The 22,467-nt window shown below is 69.7% G+C and carries 18 protein-coding genes and 1 tRNA gene; 12 read left to right on the top strand and 7 right to left on the bottom strand.

Annotated elements, in window-relative coordinates; genetic code table 11:
• The first annotated feature begins 2 nt into the window (after positions 1-2).
• The 4 genes from AAG895_RS08075 (at position 3) to AAG895_RS08060 (ending at position 3,485) form a co-directional block, all read left to right on the top strand.
• On the top strand, positions 3-2,567 hold the full coding sequence (locus tag AAG895_RS08075; protein ID WP_345794979.1) for an ATP-binding protein: 2,565 nt from the start codon (positions 3-5) through the stop codon (positions 2,565-2,567).
• A complete protein-coding gene (locus AAG895_RS08070) occupies positions 2,564-2,947 on the top strand; it encodes a response regulator (RefSeq protein WP_345794978.1) in 384 nt (127 codons plus the stop codon). The genes AAG895_RS08075 and AAG895_RS08070 overlap by 4 nt, the downstream gene beginning before the upstream one ends.
• 14 nt (positions 2,948-2,961) lie before the next feature.
• The gene (locus AAG895_RS08065) at positions 2,962-3,366 is read left to right on the top strand and encodes an Hpt domain-containing protein (RefSeq protein WP_345794977.1); all 405 of its coding nucleotides are present in this window, start codon (positions 2,962-2,964) and stop codon (positions 3,364-3,366) included.
• 28 nt (positions 3,367-3,394) lie between these two features.
• Positions 3,395-3,485, top strand: a tRNA-Ser gene (locus AAG895_RS08060).
• 606 nt (positions 3,486-4,091) lie between these two features.
• On the opposite strand, the gene AAG895_RS08055 is transcribed toward AAG895_RS08060, so the two are convergent.
• Entirely contained in the window at positions 4,092-5,198 is a 1,107-nt protein-coding gene (locus tag AAG895_RS08055; RefSeq protein ID WP_345794976.1) for an HPP family protein, read from the bottom strand.
• 233 nt (positions 5,199-5,431) lie between these two features.
• Here AAG895_RS08055 and AAG895_RS08050 point away from each other — a divergent pair, with 233 nt between their 5' ends.
• From AAG895_RS08050 to AAG895_RS08030, 5 genes are all read left to right on the top strand, one after another.
• Complete coding sequence (locus AAG895_RS08050; RefSeq protein ID WP_345794975.1) at positions 5,432-6,442, top strand: patatin-like phospholipase family protein; 1,011 nt, start codon at positions 5,432-5,434, stop codon at positions 6,440-6,442.
• Between the two features lie 73 nt (positions 6,443-6,515).
• Positions 6,516-9,524 (top strand): hypothetical protein, encoded by a 3,009-nt coding sequence (locus AAG895_RS08045; protein ID WP_345794974.1) that lies wholly within the window; start codon positions 6,516-6,518, stop codon positions 9,522-9,524.
• A gap of 18 nt (positions 9,525-9,542) precedes the next feature.
• Positions 9,543-10,763 carry a hypothetical protein gene (locus AAG895_RS08040; RefSeq protein ID WP_345794973.1) on the top strand — a complete coding sequence of 407 codons (1,221 nt, stop codon included), beginning with the start codon at positions 9,543-9,545 and terminating at the stop codon, positions 10,761-10,763.
• 146 nt (positions 10,764-10,909) lie between these two features.
• On the top strand, positions 10,910-12,121 hold the full coding sequence (locus tag AAG895_RS08035; protein WP_345794972.1) for an MFS transporter: 1,212 nt from the start codon (positions 10,910-10,912) through the stop codon (positions 12,119-12,121).
• Positions 12,122-12,202: 81 nt separating this feature from the next.
• The gene (locus AAG895_RS08030) at positions 12,203-12,433 is read left to right on the top strand and encodes a hypothetical protein (protein WP_345794971.1); all 231 of its coding nucleotides are present in this window, start codon (positions 12,203-12,205) and stop codon (positions 12,431-12,433) included.
• Here the strand turns inward: AAG895_RS08030 and AAG895_RS08025 are convergent.
• The 3 genes from AAG895_RS08025 to AAG895_RS08015 all read right to left on the bottom strand — a co-directional run bounded on the left by AAG895_RS08025 (position 12,372) and on the right by AAG895_RS08015 (position 16,024).
• Positions 12,372-13,175, bottom strand: coding sequence for a UDP-2,3-diacylglucosamine diphosphatase (locus AAG895_RS08025; RefSeq protein WP_345794970.1), 804 nt, complete (start codon positions 13,173-13,175; stop codon positions 12,372-12,374). The genes AAG895_RS08030 and AAG895_RS08025 overlap by 62 nt on opposite strands.
• Positions 13,175-14,407 (bottom strand): glycosyltransferase family 1 protein, encoded by a 1,233-nt coding sequence (locus AAG895_RS08020; protein WP_345794969.1) that lies wholly within the window; start codon positions 14,405-14,407, stop codon positions 13,175-13,177. The genes AAG895_RS08025 and AAG895_RS08020 overlap by 1 nt, the downstream gene beginning before the upstream one ends.
• Positions 14,408-14,500: 93 nt before the next feature.
• Positions 14,501-16,024, bottom strand: coding sequence for a L,D-transpeptidase family protein (locus tag AAG895_RS08015; RefSeq protein WP_345794968.1), 1,524 nt, complete (start codon positions 16,022-16,024; stop codon positions 14,501-14,503).
• A gap of 184 nt (positions 16,025-16,208) precedes the next feature.
• On the opposite strand from AAG895_RS08015, the gene AAG895_RS08010 reads away from it, so the two are divergent.
• Entirely contained in the window at positions 16,209-16,775 is a 567-nt protein-coding gene (locus tag AAG895_RS08010; RefSeq protein WP_345794967.1) for a DUF882 domain-containing protein, read from the top strand.
• A gap of 7 nt (positions 16,776-16,782) precedes the next feature.
• On the opposite strand, the gene AAG895_RS08005 is transcribed toward AAG895_RS08010, so the two are convergent.
• A complete protein-coding gene (locus tag AAG895_RS08005) occupies positions 16,783-17,151 on the bottom strand; it encodes a diacylglycerol kinase (protein ID WP_345794966.1) in 369 nt (122 codons plus the stop codon).
• 141 nt (positions 17,152-17,292) lie between these two features.
• Between AAG895_RS08005 and AAG895_RS08000 the strand changes: the two genes are divergently transcribed.
• Positions 17,293-19,668, top strand: a complete 2,376-nt coding sequence (locus AAG895_RS08000; protein ID WP_345794965.1) for an HDOD domain-containing protein — start codon at positions 17,293-17,295, stop codon at positions 19,666-19,668.
• Between the two features lie 43 nt (positions 19,669-19,711).
• On the opposite strand, the gene AAG895_RS07995 is transcribed toward AAG895_RS08000, so the two are convergent.
• The gene (locus tag AAG895_RS07995; RefSeq protein ID WP_345795259.1) at positions 19,712-20,830 is read right to left on the bottom strand and encodes a PQQ-dependent sugar dehydrogenase; all 1,119 of its coding nucleotides are present in this window, start codon (positions 20,828-20,830) and stop codon (positions 19,712-19,714) included.
• A 174-nt stretch (positions 20,831-21,004) separates the two neighbouring features.
• Between AAG895_RS07995 and AAG895_RS07990 the strand changes: the two genes are divergently transcribed.
• Positions 21,005-21,340 (top strand): VanZ family protein, encoded by a 336-nt coding sequence (locus AAG895_RS07990; protein ID WP_345794964.1) that lies wholly within the window; start codon positions 21,005-21,007, stop codon positions 21,338-21,340.
• Between the two features lie 101 nt (positions 21,341-21,441).
• Here the strand turns inward: AAG895_RS07990 and AAG895_RS07985 are convergent, their stop codons facing one another.
• Positions 21,442-22,296, bottom strand: coding sequence for a DMT family transporter (locus AAG895_RS07985; protein ID WP_345794963.1), 855 nt, complete (start codon positions 22,294-22,296; stop codon positions 21,442-21,444).
• Between the last annotated feature and the right edge of the window lie 171 nt (positions 22,297-22,467).

Below are 22,467 nucleotides of genomic sequence, written 5' to 3'. Positions count from 1 at the left end.
CCATGCGAACATCCTCCACCCTCCGGAACATGAGCCTGCGCGCCAAGCTGATCGCGATCTTCATCGCGATCAAGGTCGTACCGCTGGTGCTGCTCGCGCTCTTCGCCTGGCAGGCGGCGCGCGATCTCGGTCAACTGGTTGCCGCGCGCGCGGTGACCCTGTCGGATGTCATGCGCGACACCCAGCAGCGCACAGGCCAGACCGCAATCGACGACGCCATCGAGGCGCTCGACGACCGCTCGCGCGAGGCGATCGAGACCCTCACCACCGAGGTCGCGCGCGAGATCGCGCAGTTCCTCTACGATCGCGACCAGGACGTCCTTCACGCCGCAGAGCTCGCGCCCGACGAGGCCGCCTATCGCCGCTTCGTCGCCACCCGTCAGCGCATGCTCGAGGACCATGGCCCCTACGTTCCAGACGAGGAAGGCGCGCGCTGGGTCGAACGCACGCCCTCCGCGCTGAACCCCGAGCTCGTGCGCGCGCCCCTGCCCGACAATGCCGCCAACTTCCACTACCGCCCCGCCGCCAACGCGCGCACGACGCTGCGACCGGTCTTCCTCGAGATGACCTTCATCGGGCGCGACGGGAAAGAGCGCATCAAGGTGCAGAGCGAGAGCGGGCGTGCGCTTCTCGACCCGGCATTGCGCGACGTCACCCGGCGCGAGAACACCTTCGTGCGCGCCGAGGACTACTGGCCCGCGCTGCAGACCCTGCGCCCACGGGAGATCTATGTATCGCGCGTGATCGGCGCCCAGCTGCGCACGCACTGGATCGGCGACTACACCCCGGCGCGCGCGCGCGCGCTCGGCAAGCCCTTCGCCCCCGAGGACTCCGGCTACGCCGGCCTCGAGAATCCGGTCGGCAAGCGCTTTCGCGGCCTGGTGCGGTGGGCCGCCCCGGTGGTTCAGGACGGCGAGATCCTCGGCTACGTCACCCTGGCGCTCGACCACACGCACCTGATGGCCTTCACCGACAGCTTGCGCCCCACCCCCGAACGCCGAGCGCCGATCGCCGACCCGGCATCGGGCAACTACGCCTTCATGTGGGACGACCTGGGTCGCAACATCTCCCACGCCCGCGACTATTTCATCCAGGGCTACGACCCGGAGACCGGCGAGCCCGGCGCCCCCTGGCTCGACAACGAACTCTACGCACAATGGCGTGCGAGCGGACTGAGCTGGCAGGCATTCGCCCAGACGGTGCCGCCCTACTCGGACCAGCGCCTCACCCGCAGCCCGCACCCCGAATCGACCGCTTCCGGCTCGGTCGCGCTGGATTGCCGCTACCTGAACTTCTCGCCGCAATGCCAGGGCTGGCATGACATGACCGAGTTCGGCGGTTCGGGCTCCTTCGCCATCCACTTCAGCGGCCTCAAGAAGCTCACCACGGTCGCCACCATCCCCTACTACACCGGCCAGTTCGGGCGCAGCGCGCGCGGGTTCGGCTACGTCACGATCGGCGCCAACGTCGATGACTTCCACCGCGCTGCCACCGAGTCCGGGCGCCGCATCGGCGAGATGATCCAGGACGCCGACGCCCTCGTTCAGCGCGAGCGCGACAGCCTCGTCGCCGACATCGGCACCACGCTGCGCCAGACCGCCACCGGCCTCGGCGTATCGACCCTGCTCATGGTCATCGCCGTCATCCTGATCGCGATCTGGATGGCGAACCTGCTGTCGCGCCGGATCACCGGCGTCGTGGACGGCATCCATCGCTTCCAGCAGGGCGACCTGGACCACCGCCTCGCTGCCGAGGGGGGCGACGAGATGGCCGAGCTCGGGCGCTCCTTCAACCGCATGGCCGACGCCGTGCAGGGCTCGATCCGCCGCCTCGAGGAGGCACGCCTGACGGCCGAGCAGGCCAACCGCATCAAGAGCGAGTTCCTCGCCAACATGTCGCATGAGCTGCGCACGCCTCTCAACGGCATCATCGGCTTCGCCGAGCTGCTCAGTCTCGAACTGGAGAACCCCGAGCACCGCGCCTGCGCCGAAACCATCCACCACAGCAGCCAGCACCTGCTCGCGGTGCTCAACGACGTGCTCGACCTCGCCAAGGTCGAAGCCGGCCGACTCGCGCTCAACCCGCAGCGTTTCGAACTCGGCCCCCTGCTCGCCGCGGTGGCCGCGCTGCACCAGGTCAATGCCCAGGCGAAGGGCGTCGCGCTCGTGACCGAACTCCCTGCCCACGCCTGCTTCATCGACGGCGACCCGGTGCGCATTCGCCAGATCATCGAGAACCTGCTCTCGAATGCGGTCAAGTTCACCCCCGCCGGCAGCATCACGCTGCGCCTCGTGCAGGAGCCGCAAAACGTTTTCATCAGCGTGACCGATACCGGCATGGGCATCGCCGCCGACGAACTCGAGCGCGTCTTCGCGCCCTTCTACCAGGCACAATCCTTCCTCAACCGCTCCCACGGCGGCACCGGACTCGGTCTCACCCTCTCGCGCCGGCTCGCCGATCTCATGGGCGGAGAGATCTCCGCGCAGTCGACGCTCGGCACCGGCTCGAGCTTCACACTCCGAATCCCCCGCCAATTCACCCCTGCGGAAGGGCACCCGACGCCATGAACAGACTTGCCTTCATCATCGACGACAGCGCGGTGAACATTGCCGTGGCGCGGCTTCTGCTGCAGCGCATGGGATGGACCGTCGAGGACTTCCCGAGCGCGATTCCCATGCTCGAACGCCTCGAACAGGTCCAGCCGGCTTTCATGCTGCTGGACATCTCGATGCCCGACCTGGGCGGCGAGGAGGCCTGCCAGCGCATCCGCGCCAATCCCGCCTGGAAGGGCGTGCGCATCATCGCCTACACCGCCCACGCCCTCGAGGACGAACGCCAGCGCTATCTCGCCAACGGCTTCGACGACATCGTCACCAAGCCGATCACCCTGGGCTCCCTGACGGCAGCGGTCGGCACCCCGCCCCAGCCGCCCGGCGCGGCGAGCTGAGCGCGCAGCCGGTCATGCCGCACCCGGCCGCAGCACCGCCCACCCACTTCGACCCCGTCGCCCTGCGCGGCGACCTGTTCGACAGCGCGGAGGCCTTGCGCACCGTCCTCGAGGCCTTCGGTCCATGGCTTTCGGACACCCGCGCACGGCTCGACGCGGCCGCAGCGCTGAACGATCCAGCTCAGGTGGGCGCCATCGCCCACGCCTTGCGCGGCGGCCTCGCGCAGACGCGGGCCGCCGCCGCAGTGGAGCGCGTGCGCGAACTGGAAGCGGTCTGCAGGGACGGCGCCGAGGGCCCCTTGAACACCGAACCCTGCTTGCGCGCACTGAACGAGGAACTCGACGCCCTCGCCGGCGAAATCGCCGCCGTCCTGGCATCGACCAAGGCCCCACGGGCACAAAAGACTTTCCCCGAATGAGCCTTGTCGCTATAATGCCGGGCTTCCCGGACAGGTGGATGAGTGGTTTAAGTCGCACGCCTGGAAAGCGTGTTTGGGATAATATCCCAACGCGGGTTCGAATCCCGCCCTGTCCGCCAGAACACTAAGAAAGCCCTGCAAATCATAGACTTGCAGGGCTTTTTTGTTTTCCCAAGCATCCGCTCGCAAGGACGGTCATGGGGCCAAGCAAGGGGGTCGGGACAATCTCAGTGTCCCCGGTTTGTCCCCTCACGCTCCCCCTGGCGACACGAGGAATTAACCCCCCTCGTTCGCAAGGAGGCCACTGTCGGAGACGAGGCGCATCGAGGTGAACCCTGTCGTGCCCGGGCAGGACAGCAATGATCCCGCCCTTGTTGTTGCCGAAGGGCATCTCAGGGGGTTGCAGCAGTTCAAGCAGCTCAGGGTTCATCGTGCCTCTACCGTTCGACACCGACACATCCTCGACGCATCTGCCGCCAAACTGAAACTGAACCCTGCCGCAGATCCCGCGCGGCGGGCGGCGAGTTGTCGCCCTCATGTGGAGCGCCACATAAGGCCGACAAGCCGATTTTCGTATCCGACATGCCTCACCCGCCGAACTCGAAAAATCATCACGACATTCGAATTTTTCTCACAACACCGAGCTTTCACGGCACTCGAGTCGAAAAGCACGAAAGCCTACCCCTTCTCGGCCCCCTCGCTCGCACCGGCAAGCCGCATCGGTTTCAGACCGTCGGGTCGGCGGCGAAGAGCGCACCGACCACATCCGACTGCGTGATCATGCCGACCAGCCGGCCCTCGTCGTCGATCACCGGCATGTGGTGCGCGCCGCCATCGGAAAACGCGGCGACCAACTCCCCCAGCGGCTGCCGAGGATGCGCAGTGCGGACCGCGCGCGCCATGATCTGCGCGACGACCCGGGCGGTGCTGACGCGCGGAAGCGATGGACCTGCAGCCGCTTCGCGATCATCGAGAAAATCCTGCACCGAGACGATCCCCACGAGCCGGTCGTCCGCCGCGACGACCGGCAGGGTCCCTATCCGGTGCCTCTCAAGCAAGACCCACGCCTCTTCCAGCGCGACCTGCGGATCGACGCTCACGACGTCGCGCGACATGATGTCCGCGCAGCGCACGGTTCCCCAGTGGCGCCGTCTGGCATGCATCTGCGCCCTCACCAGGATCTCCTCCAGATCGTCACGATCGACGTCCAGGAGTTCGCCGAAGGATGCCAGCGCCGCGTCGAGATCGGCGGTCGTGAAGCCGACGCGCTCGGTCGGCAGCACGTCCCTGGTCGCATGCGGGTGTGCCCGCCCCTGGGGATGATGCGGGTAGCGCCGCCCCACCGCGTTGTTGAACAGCGCGGCGAGCAGGATCATCGCAGCGGTATTCGCCATGACCGGGACCAACGCGAAACCATATCCCAGCGCTTCCACTCCGGGCCCACCGAGCACCGCGGTGAGTGCCATCGCGCCGCCTGGCGGATGCAGGCAGCGCAGCATGAACATGGCCGCGATCGCAAGACTTCCCGCGAGGGCGGCTGCGGCGCCCGTGTCCCCCAGCCACTGATGGCAGGCGACTCCGATGAGCGCCGACACCGCATTGCCGGCGAAGGCCGGCCAGGGCTGGGCAAGCGGGCTGGCCGGGACGCAGAACAGCAGGACCGCCGTGGCGCCCATCGGAATCGCGAACCAGGGCGCCCGCTCGCCGAGCACCAGATGCGCGGCCCACTCCGTCAGCAACAAGCCCAGAGCCGCCCCCAGGATGCCGAGGACGATCTCCCGAGGACCGGCGGCGAGCGGAGCAGGGAGCGAGAATCGAGGCCAGTGCGACATGAATCCATCCTGGGCGGGCGCGTGAGCAGCCGCGGAAACCCGATCGGCCGCAGGGAACGTGGGGGGCGCATTAGATCACAGCTTGACATGAATGGTCGACAGGGCCGCCTCCCGCCCGTGCGGAGCGCCCGAGCCTTTGCCCTCGGCGCCCTTGTCTCCTAAAGTTCGAACATGAGGCGTACGCCGGTTCGGGGACGTCGACGGGTCAGCCATCACACACGGGAGAGGGGGCAATGGCAATTCAGATCGGCGGTCAATCGAAACGGATCGGCCTGGCGCTGTCGGGCGGCGGCTTTCGCGCAGCGGCGTTTCACCTCGGCGTGTTCCGCAAGCTGCAGGAACTGGGCCTGCTGTGGAAGCTGGACCTGCTCAGCTGCGTGAGCGGCGGCAGCATCGCGGGCGCCTTCCTCGCCAGCCACTGGGAGGAGGACGACGTGCTCGACCGCCTCGAGCGTTACCTGGCGAGCGCCTCCATCGCGGTGTCGTCCTTCATCGGCGGCGTCGTCGATCCCTTCCACAGCCGGCTCGACAAGCTCGCCGCCAGCTACGAGCGCGACCTCTACGGCAAGCGCTCGCTCGGCTCGCTCAAGTCGGGTCCGCGCCTGTACGTCAATGCGACCAACCTCGCCACCGGCAACATGTTCTTCTTCGTCACCGGCGGCGGCCTGCCCGCCGAGATGGGCGAATGGCAGCTCGGCGCCGCACCCGCGCACGATTTCCGGCTGAGCCGCGCGGTGGCCGCCTCGTCGGCATTTCCGCCGGTGTTTCCGCCGCTGCGGGTGGACCAGAGCGAATACCCGGCGGCCGGCGTCGATTACGTGACGCTGTCCGACGGCGGCGTGTATGACAACCTCGGCGTGAACCCGCTGCTGCGCGCGCGCAACGCGCTCGACTACGTCATCGTCAGCGACGCCGGCAAGCCCTTCCACATCAACGAACGTCCGACCGAGGCTGGCTCCGCGGTGCTGGTCGCGGCCCTCGACATCATGATGGAGCAGGTGCGCGGCCTGCAGTTCAAGCGCCTCGAGCTCAACGGCGCCAAGGCCGGCGGGGCCCGGCCGGCGTGGTTCTCGATCGACAGCGAGGAAGGGCAGGCGCAGGCGGGCGACGCGGTGTTCGCGTCCTCGGTCGGCACCAACCTGAAGAAGCTCGCGCGTGCCGAGCTCGACGTGCTCACCCGCCACGCCGGTGCCTTGCTGAGCCACCGGCTGCAGACCTACATGCCCGAGCTGCTCGGCGCCTGAACCCCGCCCGCCGTGCGCGGGCACCTACACGCGGGCTCGGTGCCGACGCCGAAGCATGCCGGAGACCCTCACGATGTCGGATGAAGCCGATCTCCACCCTGATGACGCCAAGGCCCTGGACCCGCTGCTGCACTTGGCCGAATCCGACCGCGAGCCGCAGGTTCGCCTGGCGGCGCTGCGCGCGGCGGCGCGCTTCCCGCTCGACCACGGATTGTGGATGCGCGTCGCCCACGCCGTCTGGCGGGTCGCCCAGTCGGCGCCGAGCGGCGATCCGCTGCGCGGCGAGGCGCTTGCCTTCGCCGCCGGGCTGCCGCTCCGCTCGCTGCGCGAACGCCTGCGCGAGATGAGCGAAGACCCGCGCGAGCCCGCGCACGAAGCGATTGCGCGCGCCCTCGACGAGGTGGCCGATCCCGGACGCATTCGCGCCCTGCTTGGAGACCGCCCGGATCACGAATGCAACTACCGGCTACTCGCCGCCATGCCGCTCGAGGACGCGGGCGTGCGCGCAGAGGCGCTGCCACCGCCCCGCGAGCACGACAACGCGTTCAGCAATCGCTTCTGGTGGGCCTTGTGTCGCGCGCGCGTCGGCGACTTCGACCCCATCGACGCCTGCTTTGCGCCGGGCGTCGCGCCGGACGACCTGTTCTGGGGCAGCCCGTGGTCGGCCTATGCCGAGATCGCCCGCGTGCGCCCGATTCCGCAGCCGATGCGGCGCCACCTGCTGCGTGCACTCGAGGCGCTCGAGGCGGTGGGGGAAGACGGGGGGCTCGGCCACGACCTCGCGCGCGCACTGCGCCTGACCGTGTGGGCCGCGACCGGCATCGCCGACGCCGAGGGCAACCCGCCCGAGCCCGCGCGCGCGCCGCAACCGGTGACCCTGGCGCCCGAGTTCGACCTGCCCGAATCGTCCCGGACGCTGGTCGAACGGCAGCTGCAGGACCCGCAGCCCCGCTTCGATGACGGCCAGATCGGCTGGATGATCGCCCGCGAGCCCGCCCGTCACTTCATCCCCGGCCTGCTTGCGCTCGATCACCCCGGCCGCGACACCGCGACCCGCCTGCGCCTGCTGAGGCTGATCGGGCTCGCCGCCGATGCCCAGGCCGGCCTCGCCGCTTCGCCCTGGCGCGGCGCAGGCGCGGGCGGCGGCGCGTTCGCAGTCGAGCGGCCGACGCTGATCGACGACCTGCCGCGCGCAGCCGCACGCGGTCGCCCCCTCGCGGGCGAGCCGCAGCTCACGACGCGCAGCCGCGGCCTGCGCACGATGACGACGATCGGCGCCCCCGGACCCGCCGCCGCCGGCGCCTCCCCGCCGCCATCGCCGGAGCTGGCTCGGGCGGAGCCGTCCGAAGCCGCCGACGCGGCGGAAACACGCACCGTGAACGCGCTGCTCATGCACGCCGGCGTGCCCCGCCCCTGCTTCATCGCCGGCGTGCGCAACAGCGTGCACTGCTGGATCGGCCCGAAGCAGGCCGGGATTGCCCATGCCAACGCACCGATTCCCCACATCGACCTGCCGCCGGAGGGGCTCGAGCTGCGTGTCGCGCTGTGCTGGACCGGCCGCCGCGACGGCCAGCCCGACCGCCACGGCAGCGGCCCCGCCGCCAGCCTGCGCCTGCCCGCCGATCGCAGCGCACCGTCGCAAGCCTGCGAGCTCGCCATCGACGTCCCTGCCGACATCGACACGCTCGAGGCCCACCTGATGTTCACCTACCGCGGCAAGGTCTTCGAGGCCGTCCGCCTGAGCGCCGCGGTACGCGCCAGCGATGCCGTCGATCAGACCGTCGCGCCGCTGCGCATCGAGGTCGAGTTCGGTCAGCGCGAGGTCATCCAGCTCGTCGACCGTACGCCGGTGGATGCGACCCTGGTCTTCGGCCCCGCCCATCTGCGTCTCTTCGGCGGACACGGCGGGCAGATCTACGACCTCGCCAGCTTCGACCCGCTGATGGCCTTCCTCAACGACGAGCTCTTTCTCAACGACACCGAGCTCGTCCGCCGCCGCGAGCGCCTCGGCGTCGCCGAAGGCGAGGCCTTGCTCGACGACAGCGATCCGCTGGTACTCGGCTTCTTCCGCGACCTGGCACGCCACGGCGCGGCGCTCTACCAGACCCTGCGCCGGCAGAGGTTCACCGATCCCGGCGACCGCATCCAGGTGATCAACCTCGACCCCGAGCGCCATGTGCCGCTCGAGTTCATCTACGACCGCGCCACCCCGAGCCGGAACGCGAGACTGTGCGCGGGCTGGCAGTCCGCGCTGACCGGCGACGGCAGCCGCTGCCCCGCCTGCGACCAGGCCGCCGCGGCTGCGCAGGCACAGGGCGCCGCGAGCTGGAGCGACACCATCTGCCCGCTCGGCTTCTGGGCGGTGCGCAAGGTCATCGAGCGCTTCGACGCGGCCCGGCTCGGCGACCTGTCCCTGCCCACCGGCCCGCGCCGTGCGCTACGCCCGCTCGACGCCGCGCTGTGCGCGAGCACCCACTTCGTCGCCGAGCGCGAGCGCAACGCGCTGCGCGCCGCCCTCACCGAACACATCGCCGCGCCAACCGTCGTGGACGACTGGGACCAGTGGGAGCAGGCGGTCCATGGCAGCCCGCCGCTGCTCATCCTGATCGCCCACCACGACCTCGACGCCGGACTCGACTACCTCGAGATCGGCGACGAGAACCTCGAGGAGGAGCGCCGCTGGCGCTTCCGCCCGCAGTTGAACGAGGCGTTGATCAACCCTGCCACGATCGACCCCGGCCCGATCGTGCTGCTGCTCGGCTGCGAGACCGGGCGCCGGATCGCCGAGACCGGCTACGGCGGACTCGCCGGCCAGTTCAAGGATTTCCATGCCAGCCTGGTGCTCGGCACGATGGCCAAGATCCTTGGCCGCCACGCCGCCCCGCTCGCCGCCGAATTGGTCGCCGAGCTGAGCTCGATCGACACCCCGGATGCGGACTTCGGCACCCTGCTGCGCCGCATCCGTCGTCGCCTGCTCGCCCACGGCATCCTCATGGCCTTTGCGCTGGTCGCCATCGGCGATGCCGAGTGGCGCCTGCCGGCGCGCGCCGCCAACCGTCCGTCCGCACCTGCACAGGGCTGATTGCCCGAGGATTCCATCATGCTCCGCATCGAGATGCTGCCGGCCGCACATGGCGACTGCCTGTGGATCGAATACGGCAGCGGCAGCGCCGTGCATCGCATCCTCATCGATGGCGGCCCGGCGCACACCTATCCGGCGCTTCGCGAACGCATCCTGCACCTGCCGGCGAGCGAGCGTCGCTTCGACCTGCTGGTGATCACCCATGTCGATGGCGACCACATCGAAGGCGTGATCCGGCTGCTGCTCGACGCCGAGGTCCTCGGCTGCCGCTTCGAGCGCATCTGGTTCAACGGCCGCGAGCAGCTCAATACCGTTCCCGATCCGGCCGGTCGCCCGCTCGGCGCGCTGCAGGGCGAGATGCTGGGCATGCTGATCGCCGACTACGAGGCGCGCACCGGCACGCGGGTGTGGAACCAGGGCTTCGACCAGGCGCTGGCGGCGATCGACCGCAGCAAGACGATGCTGCCCGTGGTCGAGCTGCCCGGCGCCTGCCGCCTCACCCTGCTGTCGCCCGACCACGACCGCCTGCTCTATCTCAAGGGGCGATGGAAGAAGGAGCTCGACCGCGCCCGCGTGCAGTCGGGCGATGTGAATGCCCTGCGCGCCCGCCTGGCGGCGAGCCGCAGCCTGCGCCCGATGGGCGACGTGCTCGGCGGCCCGGCAGACGACGCGCGGGCGGAGCTGCGCCGGCGCCATGAGTTTCCCGCCGACGACGACAGCGACCTCGACACCGGCCTGGAGGACACGCTGGGCCGGAGCAGCGGCGAGCCGGGGGTGGATGCGCCCTTCGCCAGCGACACCAGCGCCGCCAATGGCAGCAGCATCGCGCTGCTGCTCGAATATCCGGCGAGCCAGCCCGCGGTGCGCCTGCTGCTTGCCGGCGACGCCTGGCCGGAGGTGCTCGAGGCCTCGATCGCCACCCTGCTCGCCAACCCCGAGAAGCGGCTCGCGCTCGACGCCTTCAAGCTGCCGCACCACGGCAGCGTCGCCAACCTCAGCGCGGGCCTGCTCGACCGCCTGCGCTGCAACAACTACCTGGTGTCGACGAGCGGCGCCCTGTTCCGCCACCCGCACCGGCGCGCGCTCGACCTCATCCTCGAGCGCCACGCCGGCCCCGGACGGCCGACGCTGCATTTCAACTACCTCACGCGCTGCACCGCGCCCTGGAGCGATGCAGCCGACCAGACCAGCCGCGGCTACCGCGCGCAGCACCCCAAAGGCCACTCGCTGACGTTCTGAACCGCTGCCGTTCCGGGAATTTGCCAGCCCCGGCAGGGCCGTGCACGCCCTTGATCCCCGACAGGGCCGCGCGCGGTGGCGCGGGCGTATGATCCTCGCTTTGCGAATCCAGCCTCTCCGGCGCACGCCACGCCGGCCGCGACGCCATGATCGGTCCCCATCTGCTCCCTCTGCTGCTGCTCTACGGCCTGATGCTGCCGGTCACCGGCATGGTCCCGGTGCTGCCCGATTTCACCGCGCAGCGCTTTCCCGGGCTCGGACAGTTCGCCAGCCACCTGTTCATGTCGGTGAACATGATTGGTGCGCTCATCGGCGCCCCGCTCGCCGGGCTGCTGTCCGACCGCCTCGGCCGGCGACGGACGCTTGCGGTCGCCGCACTGGCGGTGAATGGACTCACCCTGCTCGGCATCGCCTGGGTCTATGCGCACGGCGACAGCTACGGATTGCTGCTCGGCCTGCGCCTGCTCGAGGGCTTCGCGCACATGTCCGCGCTGTCGCTGCTGATGGCGCTCGCCGCCGACCACGCCGACCACGCCGGACAGGCCGGGCTGGGTGCGCGCATGGGGGCGGTGGGCGCCTGCATCAGCCTGGGCGTCGCCACCGGCGCGCCGCTCGGCGGCTTCATCGGTGGCCTCGCCCCGCTGTGGGTGCCGCTCGGCGGCGGCCTGTTGTCGATCATGCTCGCGCTCGTCGGGCTGTTCGGGCTCGCCGACAGCACCACCGCGCGCCCGCGCATGGCCGCGGCCGAGATCGTCGCCACCCTGCGCAAGCGCCGGCAGCTGGTGGTGCCGCTCGCCTTCTCGTTCGCCGACAGGCTCACCGTGGGCTTCATCGTGTCCACGCTGTCGCTCTACCTCGGCCTCGTGATCGGCTTCGATGCGCGCCAGATCGGGCTCGCGATGGCCGCCTTCCTGGTGCCGTTCTCGGTCCTCACCTACCCGGCCGGACACCTGTCCCGGCACTGGGATCCGCTCACCATGATGGTGGCAGGCAGCGTGCTGTACGGCGTCTTTCTCGCGCTGCTGGCTTTTCTGCCGGGCGAGCGCATCCTCGCCGCGATGGCCGTCGGCGGCGTGATCGCCGCGCTCATGTACGCGCCCTCGCTCGTGCTCGCCGCGCAGTACGGTGGCACCGACTGCCGGGCGAGCGCGCTGGCCGCGTTCAACATGGCGGGCTCGCTCGGCTTCGCCGCCGGGCCGCTGCTCAGCAGCATGCTGCTGGCGGTGTTCGGGCTCTGGATGGCGCGTCCCTATGCGCCGGTATTCGTGATCATCGGCGCCATCGAGATCGTGCTCGCCCTGGGCGTGCTGGCGCTGGTGCGCAGCGGACGCCTGCAGGCGCAAAGCGCGGCGGCCTGAACGTCAGCAAGGCTCGGCCACTCGAAGCCGTGCGCCCTTTCCGCCACACCCTGCCCTGCGCTCCAAACAGATCCGCGAACGATGAAACTCTCCCGCCTCTTCCAGCCGAACGATCGCCGCTTCTGGATGATGATCGTGCTGAACCTGCTGTCAGCGGTGCTGGCCTGGGTCCTGCGCACCTACCCGCTGGTGCCGCTTGCGAGCCTGGTGGTCGGCGTGTTCGCGCTCGGCAACGCCGTCCTGGGCATGTTCATCGCGTGGGATCTGGTGCGTGATCGGGATGCACCGCGTCCGCCGCCGGAAGCGTCCTGAGCTCGCCCTGCACGCCCCAGCGCACCACCTCGATGCGGCCGTCGAAGTGCTCGACGATCGCACTGCACGAATCCACCCAGTCGCCGCAGTTGAGGTAGCGGATGTTGCCGATGCGACGATCGGCCGCCCAGTGGATGTGGCCGCACACCACGCCGTCCATGCCGCGCTGCTGGGCGGCATGGGCGACCGCGTCCTCGAAGTCGAAGATGAAGCTGACCGCCTTCTTGACCTTCTGCTTCGCGTACCCGGCCAGCGACCAGTAGCCGGGCCGCCGCATCAGCCGGCGCAGCCGTGACAGCACGAGGTTGATGCGCACCAGCGCGTTGTAGGCAACGTCGCCGAGCACCGCGACCCAGCGGTGATGGCGGGTGACCTGGTCGTATTCGTCGCCGTGGACGAGCCACAGCCGGCGCCCGTCCAGGGTCTCGTGCACCCATTCCGCCTCGACGCGAATGTCGCCGAAGGCAATCCCGGCATATTCGCGCAAGGCCTCGTCGTGGTTGCCGGGGATGAAGAACACCTGGCAGCCGTGGCGCGCGCGCCGCAGCACTTTCTGTACCACCGTGTTGTGGGCGGGTGCCCACTGCACGCTGCGGTTCATCGCCCAGAAATCGATGATGTCGCCGAGCAGGTAGAGGTATTCGGATTCGTGCGTGCGCAGGAACTCGAGCAGGCGCTCGGCCTGGCAGGCGCGCGTGCCCAGATGCACGTCCGAGATGAAGATCGCGCGCACGCTCTGCATCAGTTGCCGGCCTCCGGTGCATACCGCGCGGGCGCACTTGCCGGCGCCTCGCGGCTTCCCCGCCAGGCACGTACCAGGGCCTCGGCGAAGCGCTCATTCACGCGCTCCCAGTCGATGGCCTCGGCGGTGTGGCGGGCGGCGCGTCCAAGCTCGCCGCGCAAGGCATCGGCGACGCCGAGCTGCACGGCACGCTCGATGAAGCCGTGCTCGTCGCCACAGGGCACCACCGCACCGTTGCCGAGGTCACGGATCACCTCGGCGGCGGCCGCATAGTCGTAGGCCAGCGGGCACACGCCGCTTGCCATCGCCTCGAGGGTGACGTTGCCGAAGGTCTCGGTGAGGCTGGGAAACAGGAACAGGTCGGCCGACGCGTAATGGGCCGCGAGGTCCTCGCCGTGGCGCATGCCGGCGAACACGACCCCTGGATGGCTGCGGGCGATCGACTCGCGCAGCGGGCCGTCACCGACCACGATCATGCGCGCGTCCGGTCGCTGCCGCTGGATCGCATCGAAGGCGCGCAGGGTCAGGCCGAGATTCTTCTCCGGGGCCAGCCGGCCGACGCTGATCACCGCCAGGCCATCCGGAGCCAGGCCCCACTCGCGGCGCAGGGTCTCGCTGCGGCGGGCAGGCGCATACAGGGCGGTATCGACGCCACGCGAGATCACCTCGACCCCGACATAGCCCTGCGCGCTCAGGCTGCCAGCCAGCTCCGCGGTGGGCACATAGGTGGCCGCGGTGCGGTTGTGGAAGCGGCGCAGATAGGCCGCCACCGGCTGCCTCAGCCAGCCCAGGCCATAATGGCCGCTGTAGTGGTCGAAGTTGGTGTGGAAGTCGGAGGTGACCGGGATGCGCAGCTTGTTCGCCGCCGTCACCGCGGTCCAGCCGAGCGGGCCTTCGGTGGCCACATGCACCAGGTCGGGGCGCTGGCGCGACCACTCGCGCACGAGCCGCACCCGCGCCGGCAGGCCGAGCTTGAGACCATCGTAGCGCGGCAGCTTCAGCCCGCGCGCGAGGACCTCCTCCAGCCCGTCGGAGCGTCCGGCGCGATCGGTCGCCGTCTGCCGCGGGCGGATCAGCTGCACCGCGTGGCCGCGCCGGATCAGCCCATCGACCATGCGCCGCAAGGTCATCGCGACGCCATTCACCTCCGGCGGCCAGGTCTCGGTGACCAGCGCGATGCGCAGGCGGGGCGCCTGACAGAGCTCTTCTGTCGTGTAGTCGAGCGTTCTCATGGCGCCGCAGCTTAGGCGGCACACAAGACAGCGACGTTAAGCGCGCATTGCCGCCAGGTTACGCAGGCAGCGGCGGCGGATCGGAGCGCACGATCAGCCGCGTGGCGCCGCGAGCGCGGCGAGGATGCCGCGGTCGTGGTCGTAGATGTCGTTGCGCAACTGCAGCGCCCCGCTCTCGTCGATGGCCGCGGTCGCGTAGTGCAGCAGCACGCGGACATCGCGCCCGACATCGACGGTGCGCGTGCGCCCGCTGGCGAGCGCGGACTCGAGCCTCTCCGCGCTCCACGCCTGCGCATCGTCGAGCAGGATGCGGGCGAGCTCTTCCGGTTTCTCGACGCGCACGCAGCCCGAGCTCAAGGCGCGCTCGGCGCGCCGGAAGAGCCCGCGCGCGTTGGTGTCGTGGAGATAGATCGCGTAGGGATTCGACAGCGAGAACTTGATCCGCCCGAGCGACCCGTCCGCCCCCGACTGCTGCACCAAGCGATACGGGAAACCGCTCTGGCGAGCCCCCTCCCAATCGATGGACTCGGGGTCCACGGTCTGCCCGCTGCGATCCACCACGCGCAGGCGCTGGCTGGCAAGGTAGTCGGGGTTGCGCGCCGCGCGCGGGATCACGTCCTCGCGCAGGATGGTGGGCGGCACCACCCACTTCGGGTTGAACACCAGGCTCACCACGCTGTCACGCAGGGAGGGTGTCTTGCGCGCGGGCTTGCCGACGATGACCTTCGACGTCCACACCCGCTGTCCATCCAGCACGAGATCGGCGTGATAGCCGACGATATCCACCAGCAGGCGATCGCCGCGCAGGTCGGCCGCCACCCAGCGCAAGCGTTCGAGGTTGGCGCGGATCTGATCGACACGCTGTGCCGGGCTGGTGTTGAGCGCGAGCAGGGTCTGCGCGCCGACCACACCGTCGGCCTCGAGGCCTTGGCGCGCCTGGAAACGCTTCACGGCTTCGACCAGTGGCGGGTCGTAGCGATTCGGGTTGGCTTCGTCCAGCCCCGTCTCGCCCCCCGCCAGCAGGCGCGCGCGCAGCGCCGGAATGCGGGGGCTGCGCTCGCCGGGGCGCAGCGTCGAGCCGGCCGGCACCTTGGGCCAGTCGCCGAGATCGGCCAAGGCCTGGTAATGCGCAAGCCCCTGCTGCAGCGCGCGATACAGCGGCAGCTCGGGCGCATGCGCCTCGACCGCTGCGCGCAGGTCGCCCGCCCGGATCACGCCGGCGAGTTCGCCCGCGCGCTCATACGGATTCGGTGGCGGGGTGAAATTCCACTGGCGGTAGAGGCTGCGCGGATCGACCTTGCCGTGACGAATCTGCAACAGCACGGCCGCCAGGGTATCGGTGAACAGCAGCTCGTGCTCGGCGCGCGCCTCGACACTCGGCGCCGCGCCTGCTTCGGCCGCGGCCAGGCGCAGGCGCTCGGGGTTGAAGTCGCCAGGCTCGAGGCCGTGGCCACGGAGGGCTTCGACCGCGGAAATCAGCCCCTCGACGCGCACGGGACTGTCCCACGCGGGCCGGTAGGCACGCGAGAGGTAGAACAGCGCGGTGGTCTCGTCGGCGGTGGCCGGGCGCTGGCGCAGCCGCTGCTCGATCTGCAGCGCCAGCGCCGCATCGGCCACGGGCGTGGTTTCGACACTGCCCGCCGCGACAGTCCCTGCCCCATCCGCAGCCACCGCGAGCGCGCTCAACGGCGACAACAGGCTCAGCCCGGACAGTGCCAGCGTTACAAAACTGTTGCGCCAGGCGTTGCCCCTGCAGGGTATAATGTTTATGTTAAGTGATTGTTCAGGCAGGGATTTATTCATGTCCAGATTCTTCCGAAATCACGACGTTCCGCAGCGCCGCCTGTTCCTCAAGGGCCTCGCCACCTTACCCCTCGGTTTCTCCGCCGGTGCGCTGCATGCGGCCCAACACGACCGCCAGCTCGGCTTCCGGCACACGCACACCGACGAACGTCTGCATCTCGCATTCCGCAACCGCCACGGCTATATCGAGCCCGCACTGCAGCGGATGAACTGGCTCCTGCGCGACTTCCGTACCGGGCAGTCTACACGCATGGATCCCCGCCTCTATGACATCCTTCACGCCTTGCGCATGGCATGCGGCGGCGAAACCTTCGAGATCATCTCGGGCTACCGCTCGCCGGCCACCAACAGCATGTTGCGCAAGACCGGCGGCGGCGGCGTAGCCAAGCGCAGCCTGCACATGGACGGCAAGGCGATCGACATCCGCCTGGTGGGCGTGGACACCGCGCGCCTGCGTGACGCCGCGCTCGCCCTCGGCGCCGGCGGCGTGGGCTACTACCCCGAATCCGATTTCCTGCACATCGACACCGGCCCGGTACGCAGCTGGGGGCCGAAGTCCGCCTGAGCCCGGTTCAGCCCAACAGCACCAGGCCCCACACCACGGCAGCGTTCACGAGTGCGATCAGCACCGCGGCGCTGCCGATGTCCTTCGCGCGCTTGGCGAGCTGGTGACGCTCCAGCGACACTCTGTCGACCGTCGCTTCGATCGCGGAGTTCACCAGTTCGACGATCAGCACCAGCAGCACGCTGGCGATCATGATCGCGCGCTCGAGCGCCGAGTCGCCCAGCCACAGCGCGAGCGGAATTGCGACCAGGGTGAGCCATATTTCCTGGCGGAACGCATCTTCGTGCCGATAGGCTGCGCTCAGCCCGTCAATCGAGTAGTGCAAGGCGTTCCAGACCCGGCGCAGACCGGTCTTGCCTTTGAAGGGGCTCTCCATCCTGGTGTTTCCATGCTTGCTTGATCAGGGTGCGCGATGATGACACGAAACCGGCTGCAGCCTCCTGCAGCCGGTTTCGTGCGCGAGAACAGGCAAGGATGACGAGCGACGCAGCACGCGTCGAGGCAGGCGCGACACGACATGACAAGCAGGATCGGGCGGTTCGAAATCAGGCGCGAACTCGGGCGTGGGGCGCAGAGCGTCGTACATCTGGCATGGGACCCGCAGCTCGAGCGCGAGGTGGCGCTGAAGACCCTGCATCTCACCGCAGCCCAGCGCCAGGACAACGCCGCCCTGCTCGCCGAGGCGCGTGCCGTGAGCCGCCTGCGCCATCCGGGAATCGTGCCGGTGTTCGAAGCCGGGGAGGAGGCCGGCGACCCGTATCTGGTGTTCGAGTACGTGCCCGGCGAGACCCTGGCCGCGCTCATGCGCCGGCGCGGCGCACTGCCCGCCGCCGAGGCCGTCGCGCTGCTGCTGGGCGTGCTCGACGCCCTCGCCGAGGCCCATGCCCAGGGCGTCATCCACCGCGACCTCAAGCCGAGCAACGTGCTCATCGACAAGGGCGGCCAGCCGCGCGTGATGGATTTCGGCATCGCGCGCCGGGCCGACGACCCGCGCGCGCGCGACGGCCTGTCGGGCACGCCCGGCTACATGGCACCCGAGTACATCGAGCGCCGCGAGTTGAGCGCGCGCAACGACGTGTTCGCCGCCGGCGTGATGCTGGTCGAGCTGTTGTCCGGCCGCCCGCTGCACGGCGACCTGGACGCCGCGCGCATCCTGGAGCGCACGCGGACCACGGCGATCGCCTTCCCCGCCGGCGCTGCGGTCGTCGACGAGACGCTGGCGGCGATCGCGCTGCGTGCGGCCGCGCTCGATCCCGAGGCCCGCTTCAACGACGTCGACGCCTTCCGCGGCGCGCTCGAAACCTGGTTGCGCCCCGAGGAGGCCGCCACCGACGGCGAAGAAGGCGCCCACCCGGGCGCGGTCGAGTTCCTGCTGCGCCGCATGAAGCACCGCGGCGACTTCCCCGCGCTGTCGGAGTCGGTGGTGGCGATCAACCGCATCGCCTCGAGTGAATCGGAGAACGTCGGCACCCTGTCGGCGCTGATCCTGCGCGACTTCTCGCTCACCAACAAGCTGCTGCGGGTGGTCAACTCGGCACACTTCCGCCCGGCCGGAGGTGGGCAGATCAGCACCATCTCGCGCGCGGTCGTGGTGCTCGGTTTCGACGCGGTGCGCAACATCGCGATCACCGTGCTGCTGTTCGAGCACCTGCAGAACAAGACCAACGCCGCTCACCTCAAGGAGGAGTTCCTGCGCGCCTGCCTGGCCGGCCTGTTCGCACGCGACGTCGCGGCGCGCCTGCGCCTGCGCGACACCGAGCAGACCTACATCTGCGCGGTGTTCCACAACCTCGGGCGACTGCTCTGCCAGTTCTACTTCCCCGAGGAGAGCGAGGACATCCGGCGCATTGCACAGCAGCAGGGCTGCAGCGAGGAGGCAGCCGCAATGCGCGTGATCGGCACCGATTTCGAGGCGCTCGGCATCGCCCTCGCACGCCACTGGGGTTTCCCCGAGCTCATCCAGCAGAGCATGCGCCGTCTGCCCGAAGGCCCGGTCCGCCGCCCGCAGACCCCGGACGAACGCCTGCGTGCGCTCGCTGCCTGCGCCAACGAGTATTGCGACGCGGTGGCGCTGATGGCGCCCGCCGATCGCGAGCGCGCCATGCAGGCGATCGCCGCGCGCTTCGTCGACGCGGTGCCCGTCGACACCCACGGCGCGCGCGACCTCATGCAGGGCGCGATCGGCGAGATCGGCGACTTCGCACGCATCATCAAGGTCACCCTCTCGCAGACGCGCATCGGGCGCCACCTCACCCAGTTCATCGACGGCAGCCAGGCCGCGCCCACGCTGCAGAGTCCGCTCGCGGACGTGCCGACCTCCGCGCTGCTGGATCAGTCCACGCCCGTCGAGGTCAGCCCTGAAGGCCACAAGGCCGCGGATGCCCAGGCGGTGCTCAGCTCCGGGATCCAGGACATCAGCAACACCCTGGTCGAAGACTTCAAGCTCAACGACGTGCTGCGCATCATCCTCGAGACCATGTACCGGGCGATGGGCTTCAAGCGCGTTCTGCTGTGCATCCGCGATGCCCGCAGCAACAGCATGACCGGGCGCTTCGGCTTCGGACCGGAGGTGGGCGAGCTGGCCAAGCACCTGCGCTTCAGCCTGTCCGCCCATCCGGACAACGTCTTCAACGTCGCCACCGCGAAGGGCGTCGACATCCTGATCTCGGACATCGACGACACCAAGATCGCCGCCCGGATCCCGGAGTGGTACCGCAAGTCGGTGCCCTCGCGCACCTTCTGCCTGTTCCCGCTGATGATCAAGGGCCGGTCGGTGGCAATGATCTACGCCGACAAGGACCACGCCGGCGACATCCGCATCAGCGAGCAGGAGCTCGCCCTGCTGCGCACGCTGCGCAACCAGGCGGTGCTGGCGATCAAGCAGGCCGGCTGAGGCCGTCCCGCGCCGGGTCCGGCCCAGGACGCGGCAGCCGCGTTCAGGCGGGGTCGAGACGCAGGATGCGGCCCTCGGTCTCGTCCACCAGCCACAGGTGGCCGTCCGGCCCCTGGCGCACGTCGCGGATACGACGACCGAGTTCGCCGAGCAGGCGCTCCTCGTGCACCACGCGCCCGCCGTCGAGCTCGAGGCGGGCGAGAATCTGGAACTTCAACGAACCGACGAAGAGGCTGCCCTTCCAGGCCGGGAAGACGTCGCCACTGTAGAAGGCCATGCCCGAGGGCGCGATCGAGGGCGTCCATTGCAGCACCGGCGGCTCGACGTCCGCGCGTGTCTCGGCCTCGCCGATCTTGCGCCCGGTGACGTATTCGCGGCCATAGGTGACCTCGGGCCAGCCGTAGTTGAGTCCGGCGCGCGTGCGGTTGACCTCGTCACCGCCCTGCGGGCCATGCTCGTGGGTCCACAGTTCGCCCGTCTGCGGATGCAAGGCGGCGCCCTGCACGTTGCGATGCCCATACGACCAGATCTCCGGCCGGGCCCCGGCGCGCGTGGCGAACGGGTTGTCGGTGGGTACGCCACCATCGAGCGTGATGCGCACCACCTTGCCGAGGTGGCTGTCGAGCGCCTGGGCGCGCTCGCGCGGATGGAAGCGATCGCCCAGGGTCACGAACAGCGTGCCGTCGGGGGCGAACACCAGGCGCGAGCCCCAGTGGTGGTTGCCCGACGGGTCCTCGTCCTGGGCGAAGATGCGGCGCACGTCGTGCAGGCGCAGCCCCTCGATGTCCAGGCGCGCGCGCGCCACTGCAGTGCGCGCGCCGCGCTCGGTGGGTTCGGCGTAGGCGAACACGATCAAGCCGTCCTCGACGAAGTTCGGTCCGAGGGCCACGTCGAGCAACCCGCCCTGGCCGCGCGCATGCACCGTCGGGATGCCTTCGATCGGGGCCGAGACCGTGCCATCGGCACCGACCAGGCGCAGCCGTCCAGGGCGCTCGGTCACCAGCATGCGACCGTCGGGCAGGAAAGCCAGTGACCAAGGGCTCTGCAGTCCGCTCGCCACCTCCACCACCTTGACGTTGCCGGCCTCGGTGCGCACGATCAGGTCCCGCGCCGAAACCGGCAGCGCAACCAGGGCAGCCGAGAGCAATGCCGCCGCCAGCATCAGCGGCCGCGCGCGGGCAGTCGAGCGGCCAACGCCGGTCAGCGCCAGCTGCGTCGGCGCGGCGCGCCGGCGTGATCGAATCTTCATCGTCATTGTCTTTCTCCTCGTCACGATGCACGTGTCCATCCCGCCTTGCGGGACGCTGAAACCGTTTCGACCTCTCTCGGACTTTGCATGCCCTCATCCGTTCGCAAACTCTTGCGTGTCAGCTTCGCCATCGCCCTGATCGCGGTGTTCTGGCTGGCCCTGCTGCCCACCCCCGACGTCGTCAGGCTCTTCGCCTGGCAGGACAAGATCGAACACGCGGTGTTGTTTGCCCTGCTCGCCCTCCTCGCGCTCGCGGCCTGGCCCCAACGACCGCTGGCGATCGCGCTCGGACTGCTGCTCTATGGCGCGGCGATGGAGTTCGCGCAATCGATGACCGCGCATCGCTTCGGCGATCCGTGGGACTGGGTGGCGGACGCGGTGGGGCTGCTCATACTGCTGCCCTTCGCCTTGCGGGACAGGTGAGGCAAGGGACGGCCTTGTCCCCTTCAGCGGGTTCCCAGACCGCGACGCGGTGGCCCGGGCCGGCTCGGAAGTTCGGAAACGTGCGTGTCCGGTCGCCGGCCTCAGGCCTCGGCCCGCCAACCCGCGAGCGCATGGCCGAGCAGGGCCGCGATGACGACGCCGCCGCCGACGAGCACCGTGGGTCCGGGCGTCTCGTCGAGCATCAGCCACACCCATAGCGGTCCGAGCACGACCTCGAGCAGCAGCAGCAGGCCGACCTCGGCCGCGCCAATCCTGCGTGGTCCGAGCTGCACGAGCATGAACCCGAGCGGCAGCAGCACGCCCGCCATGACCGCCAGCACCATGAGCTCGGCCTCCTGCAGCACAGGCGCCCCGCCGACCACGAATGCGAATCCGGCGGCGAGCAAGGCGCCCGGCATGAGCGCCGGACTCATGTCGACGGTGGGACGGCTTCGTGCCAGGGTGAAGTTGAGCGCCAGCAGCGCGGCGCCCGCGAGCGCAAGGAGGCTGCCGGTCAGGTTGGCTCCGGGCGAGTCGTCGCTGACGATCAGCGCGATGCCGAGCGCGCTCACGCCGATCGCGACCACGCTGCGCAGCGGCAGGCGCTCACCGAGCCAGGCCCAGCTCGCCAGCCCCGCCACCAGAGGCGACACGCTGTAGATCATCAGCGTGCTGGCCGCCCCGGCAAGGCTGATCGCCTGCAGGAAGCAGATCGTGCTGAGGCAGTAGCACAGCGCACAGCCGACCCCGGCCCAGCCGCATCGCAGCAAGGCCCGCGGCAGTGCGGCCCGATACCGCAGCAGCAGCACGACCCCCATGCCCGCGGCCATCAGCAGCCCACGCCAGACCAGCACGTGCAGCGGGTCGGCCGAGATCCAGCGCAGTACGAGCGCATCGGGCGACAGCAACAGCACCCCAAGGGCGACCATCACCAGGGCACGCTGTCGGTCATTCATCTGGACTCCCTGCACACGATGGCCGCCTCGCGCTCCGTCGAGGCCACGCGCTCACAACGGCGTTTCAGGCGCCGGCTGGGGACGTGCCGTGCCTTCGACGGGCGCGACGGATTGCTGACGACGGGCGGATGAAGCGAAATGGGCGCCGACCTGCGGCGCCCATTCGTCCTG

Source organism: Thauera sp. JM12B12 (assembly GCF_039614725.1).
Classification (GTDB): domain Bacteria; phylum Pseudomonadota; class Gammaproteobacteria; order Burkholderiales; family Rhodocyclaceae; genus Thauera.
This window is presented reverse-complemented; position numbering and strand designations above follow the sequence as displayed.

Excerpts from the sequence above, each read along its gene's own strand:
- AAG895_RS08050 (WP_345794975.1), top strand. The coding sequence starts at position 5,432 with ATGGCAATTCAGATCGGCGGTCAATCGAAACGGATCGGCCTGGCGCTG.
- AAG895_RS08035 (WP_345794972.1), top strand. The coding sequence starts at position 10,910 with ATGATCGGTCCCCATCTGCTCCCTCTGCTGCTGCTCTACGGCCTGATG.
- AAG895_RS08045 (WP_345794974.1), top strand. The coding sequence starts at position 6,516 with ATGTCGGATGAAGCCGATCTCCACCCTGATGACGCCAAGGCCCTGGAC.
- AAG895_RS07995 (WP_345795259.1), bottom strand. The coding sequence starts at position 20,830 with ATGCTGGCGGCGGCATTGCTCTCGGCTGCCCTGGTTGCGCTGCCGGTT.
- AAG895_RS08065 (WP_345794977.1), top strand. The coding sequence starts at position 2,962 with ATGCCGCACCCGGCCGCAGCACCGCCCACCCACTTCGACCCCGTCGCC.
- AAG895_RS08070 (WP_345794978.1), top strand. The coding sequence starts at position 2,564 with ATGAACAGACTTGCCTTCATCATCGACGACAGCGCGGTGAACATTGCC.
- AAG895_RS08025 (WP_345794970.1), bottom strand. The coding sequence starts at position 13,175 with ATGCAGAGCGTGCGCGCGATCTTCATCTCGGACGTGCATCTGGGCACG.
- AAG895_RS08010 (WP_345794967.1), top strand. The coding sequence starts at position 16,209 with ATGTCCAGATTCTTCCGAAATCACGACGTTCCGCAGCGCCGCCTGTTC.
- AAG895_RS08000 (WP_345794965.1), top strand. The coding sequence starts at position 17,293 with ATGACAAGCAGGATCGGGCGGTTCGAAATCAGGCGCGAACTCGGGCGT.
- AAG895_RS08040 (WP_345794973.1), top strand. The coding sequence starts at position 9,543 with ATGCTCCGCATCGAGATGCTGCCGGCCGCACATGGCGACTGCCTGTGG.
- AAG895_RS08030 (WP_345794971.1), top strand. The coding sequence starts at position 12,203 with ATGAAACTCTCCCGCCTCTTCCAGCCGAACGATCGCCGCTTCTGGATG.
- AAG895_RS08020 (WP_345794969.1), bottom strand. The coding sequence starts at position 14,407 with ATGAGAACGCTCGACTACACGACAGAAGAGCTCTGTCAGGCGCCCCGC.
- AAG895_RS07990 (WP_345794964.1), top strand. The coding sequence starts at position 21,005 with ATGCCCTCATCCGTTCGCAAACTCTTGCGTGTCAGCTTCGCCATCGCC.
- AAG895_RS08075 (WP_345794979.1), top strand. The coding sequence starts at position 3 with ATGCGAACATCCTCCACCCTCCGGAACATGAGCCTGCGCGCCAAGCTG.
- AAG895_RS08055 (WP_345794976.1), bottom strand. The coding sequence starts at position 5,198 with ATGTCGCACTGGCCTCGATTCTCGCTCCCTGCTCCGCTCGCCGCCGGT.
- AAG895_RS07985 (WP_345794963.1), bottom strand. The coding sequence starts at position 22,296 with ATGAATGACCGACAGCGTGCCCTGGTGATGGTCGCCCTTGGGGTGCTG.
- AAG895_RS08005 (WP_345794966.1), bottom strand. The coding sequence starts at position 17,151 with ATGGAGAGCCCCTTCAAAGGCAAGACCGGTCTGCGCCGGGTCTGGAAC.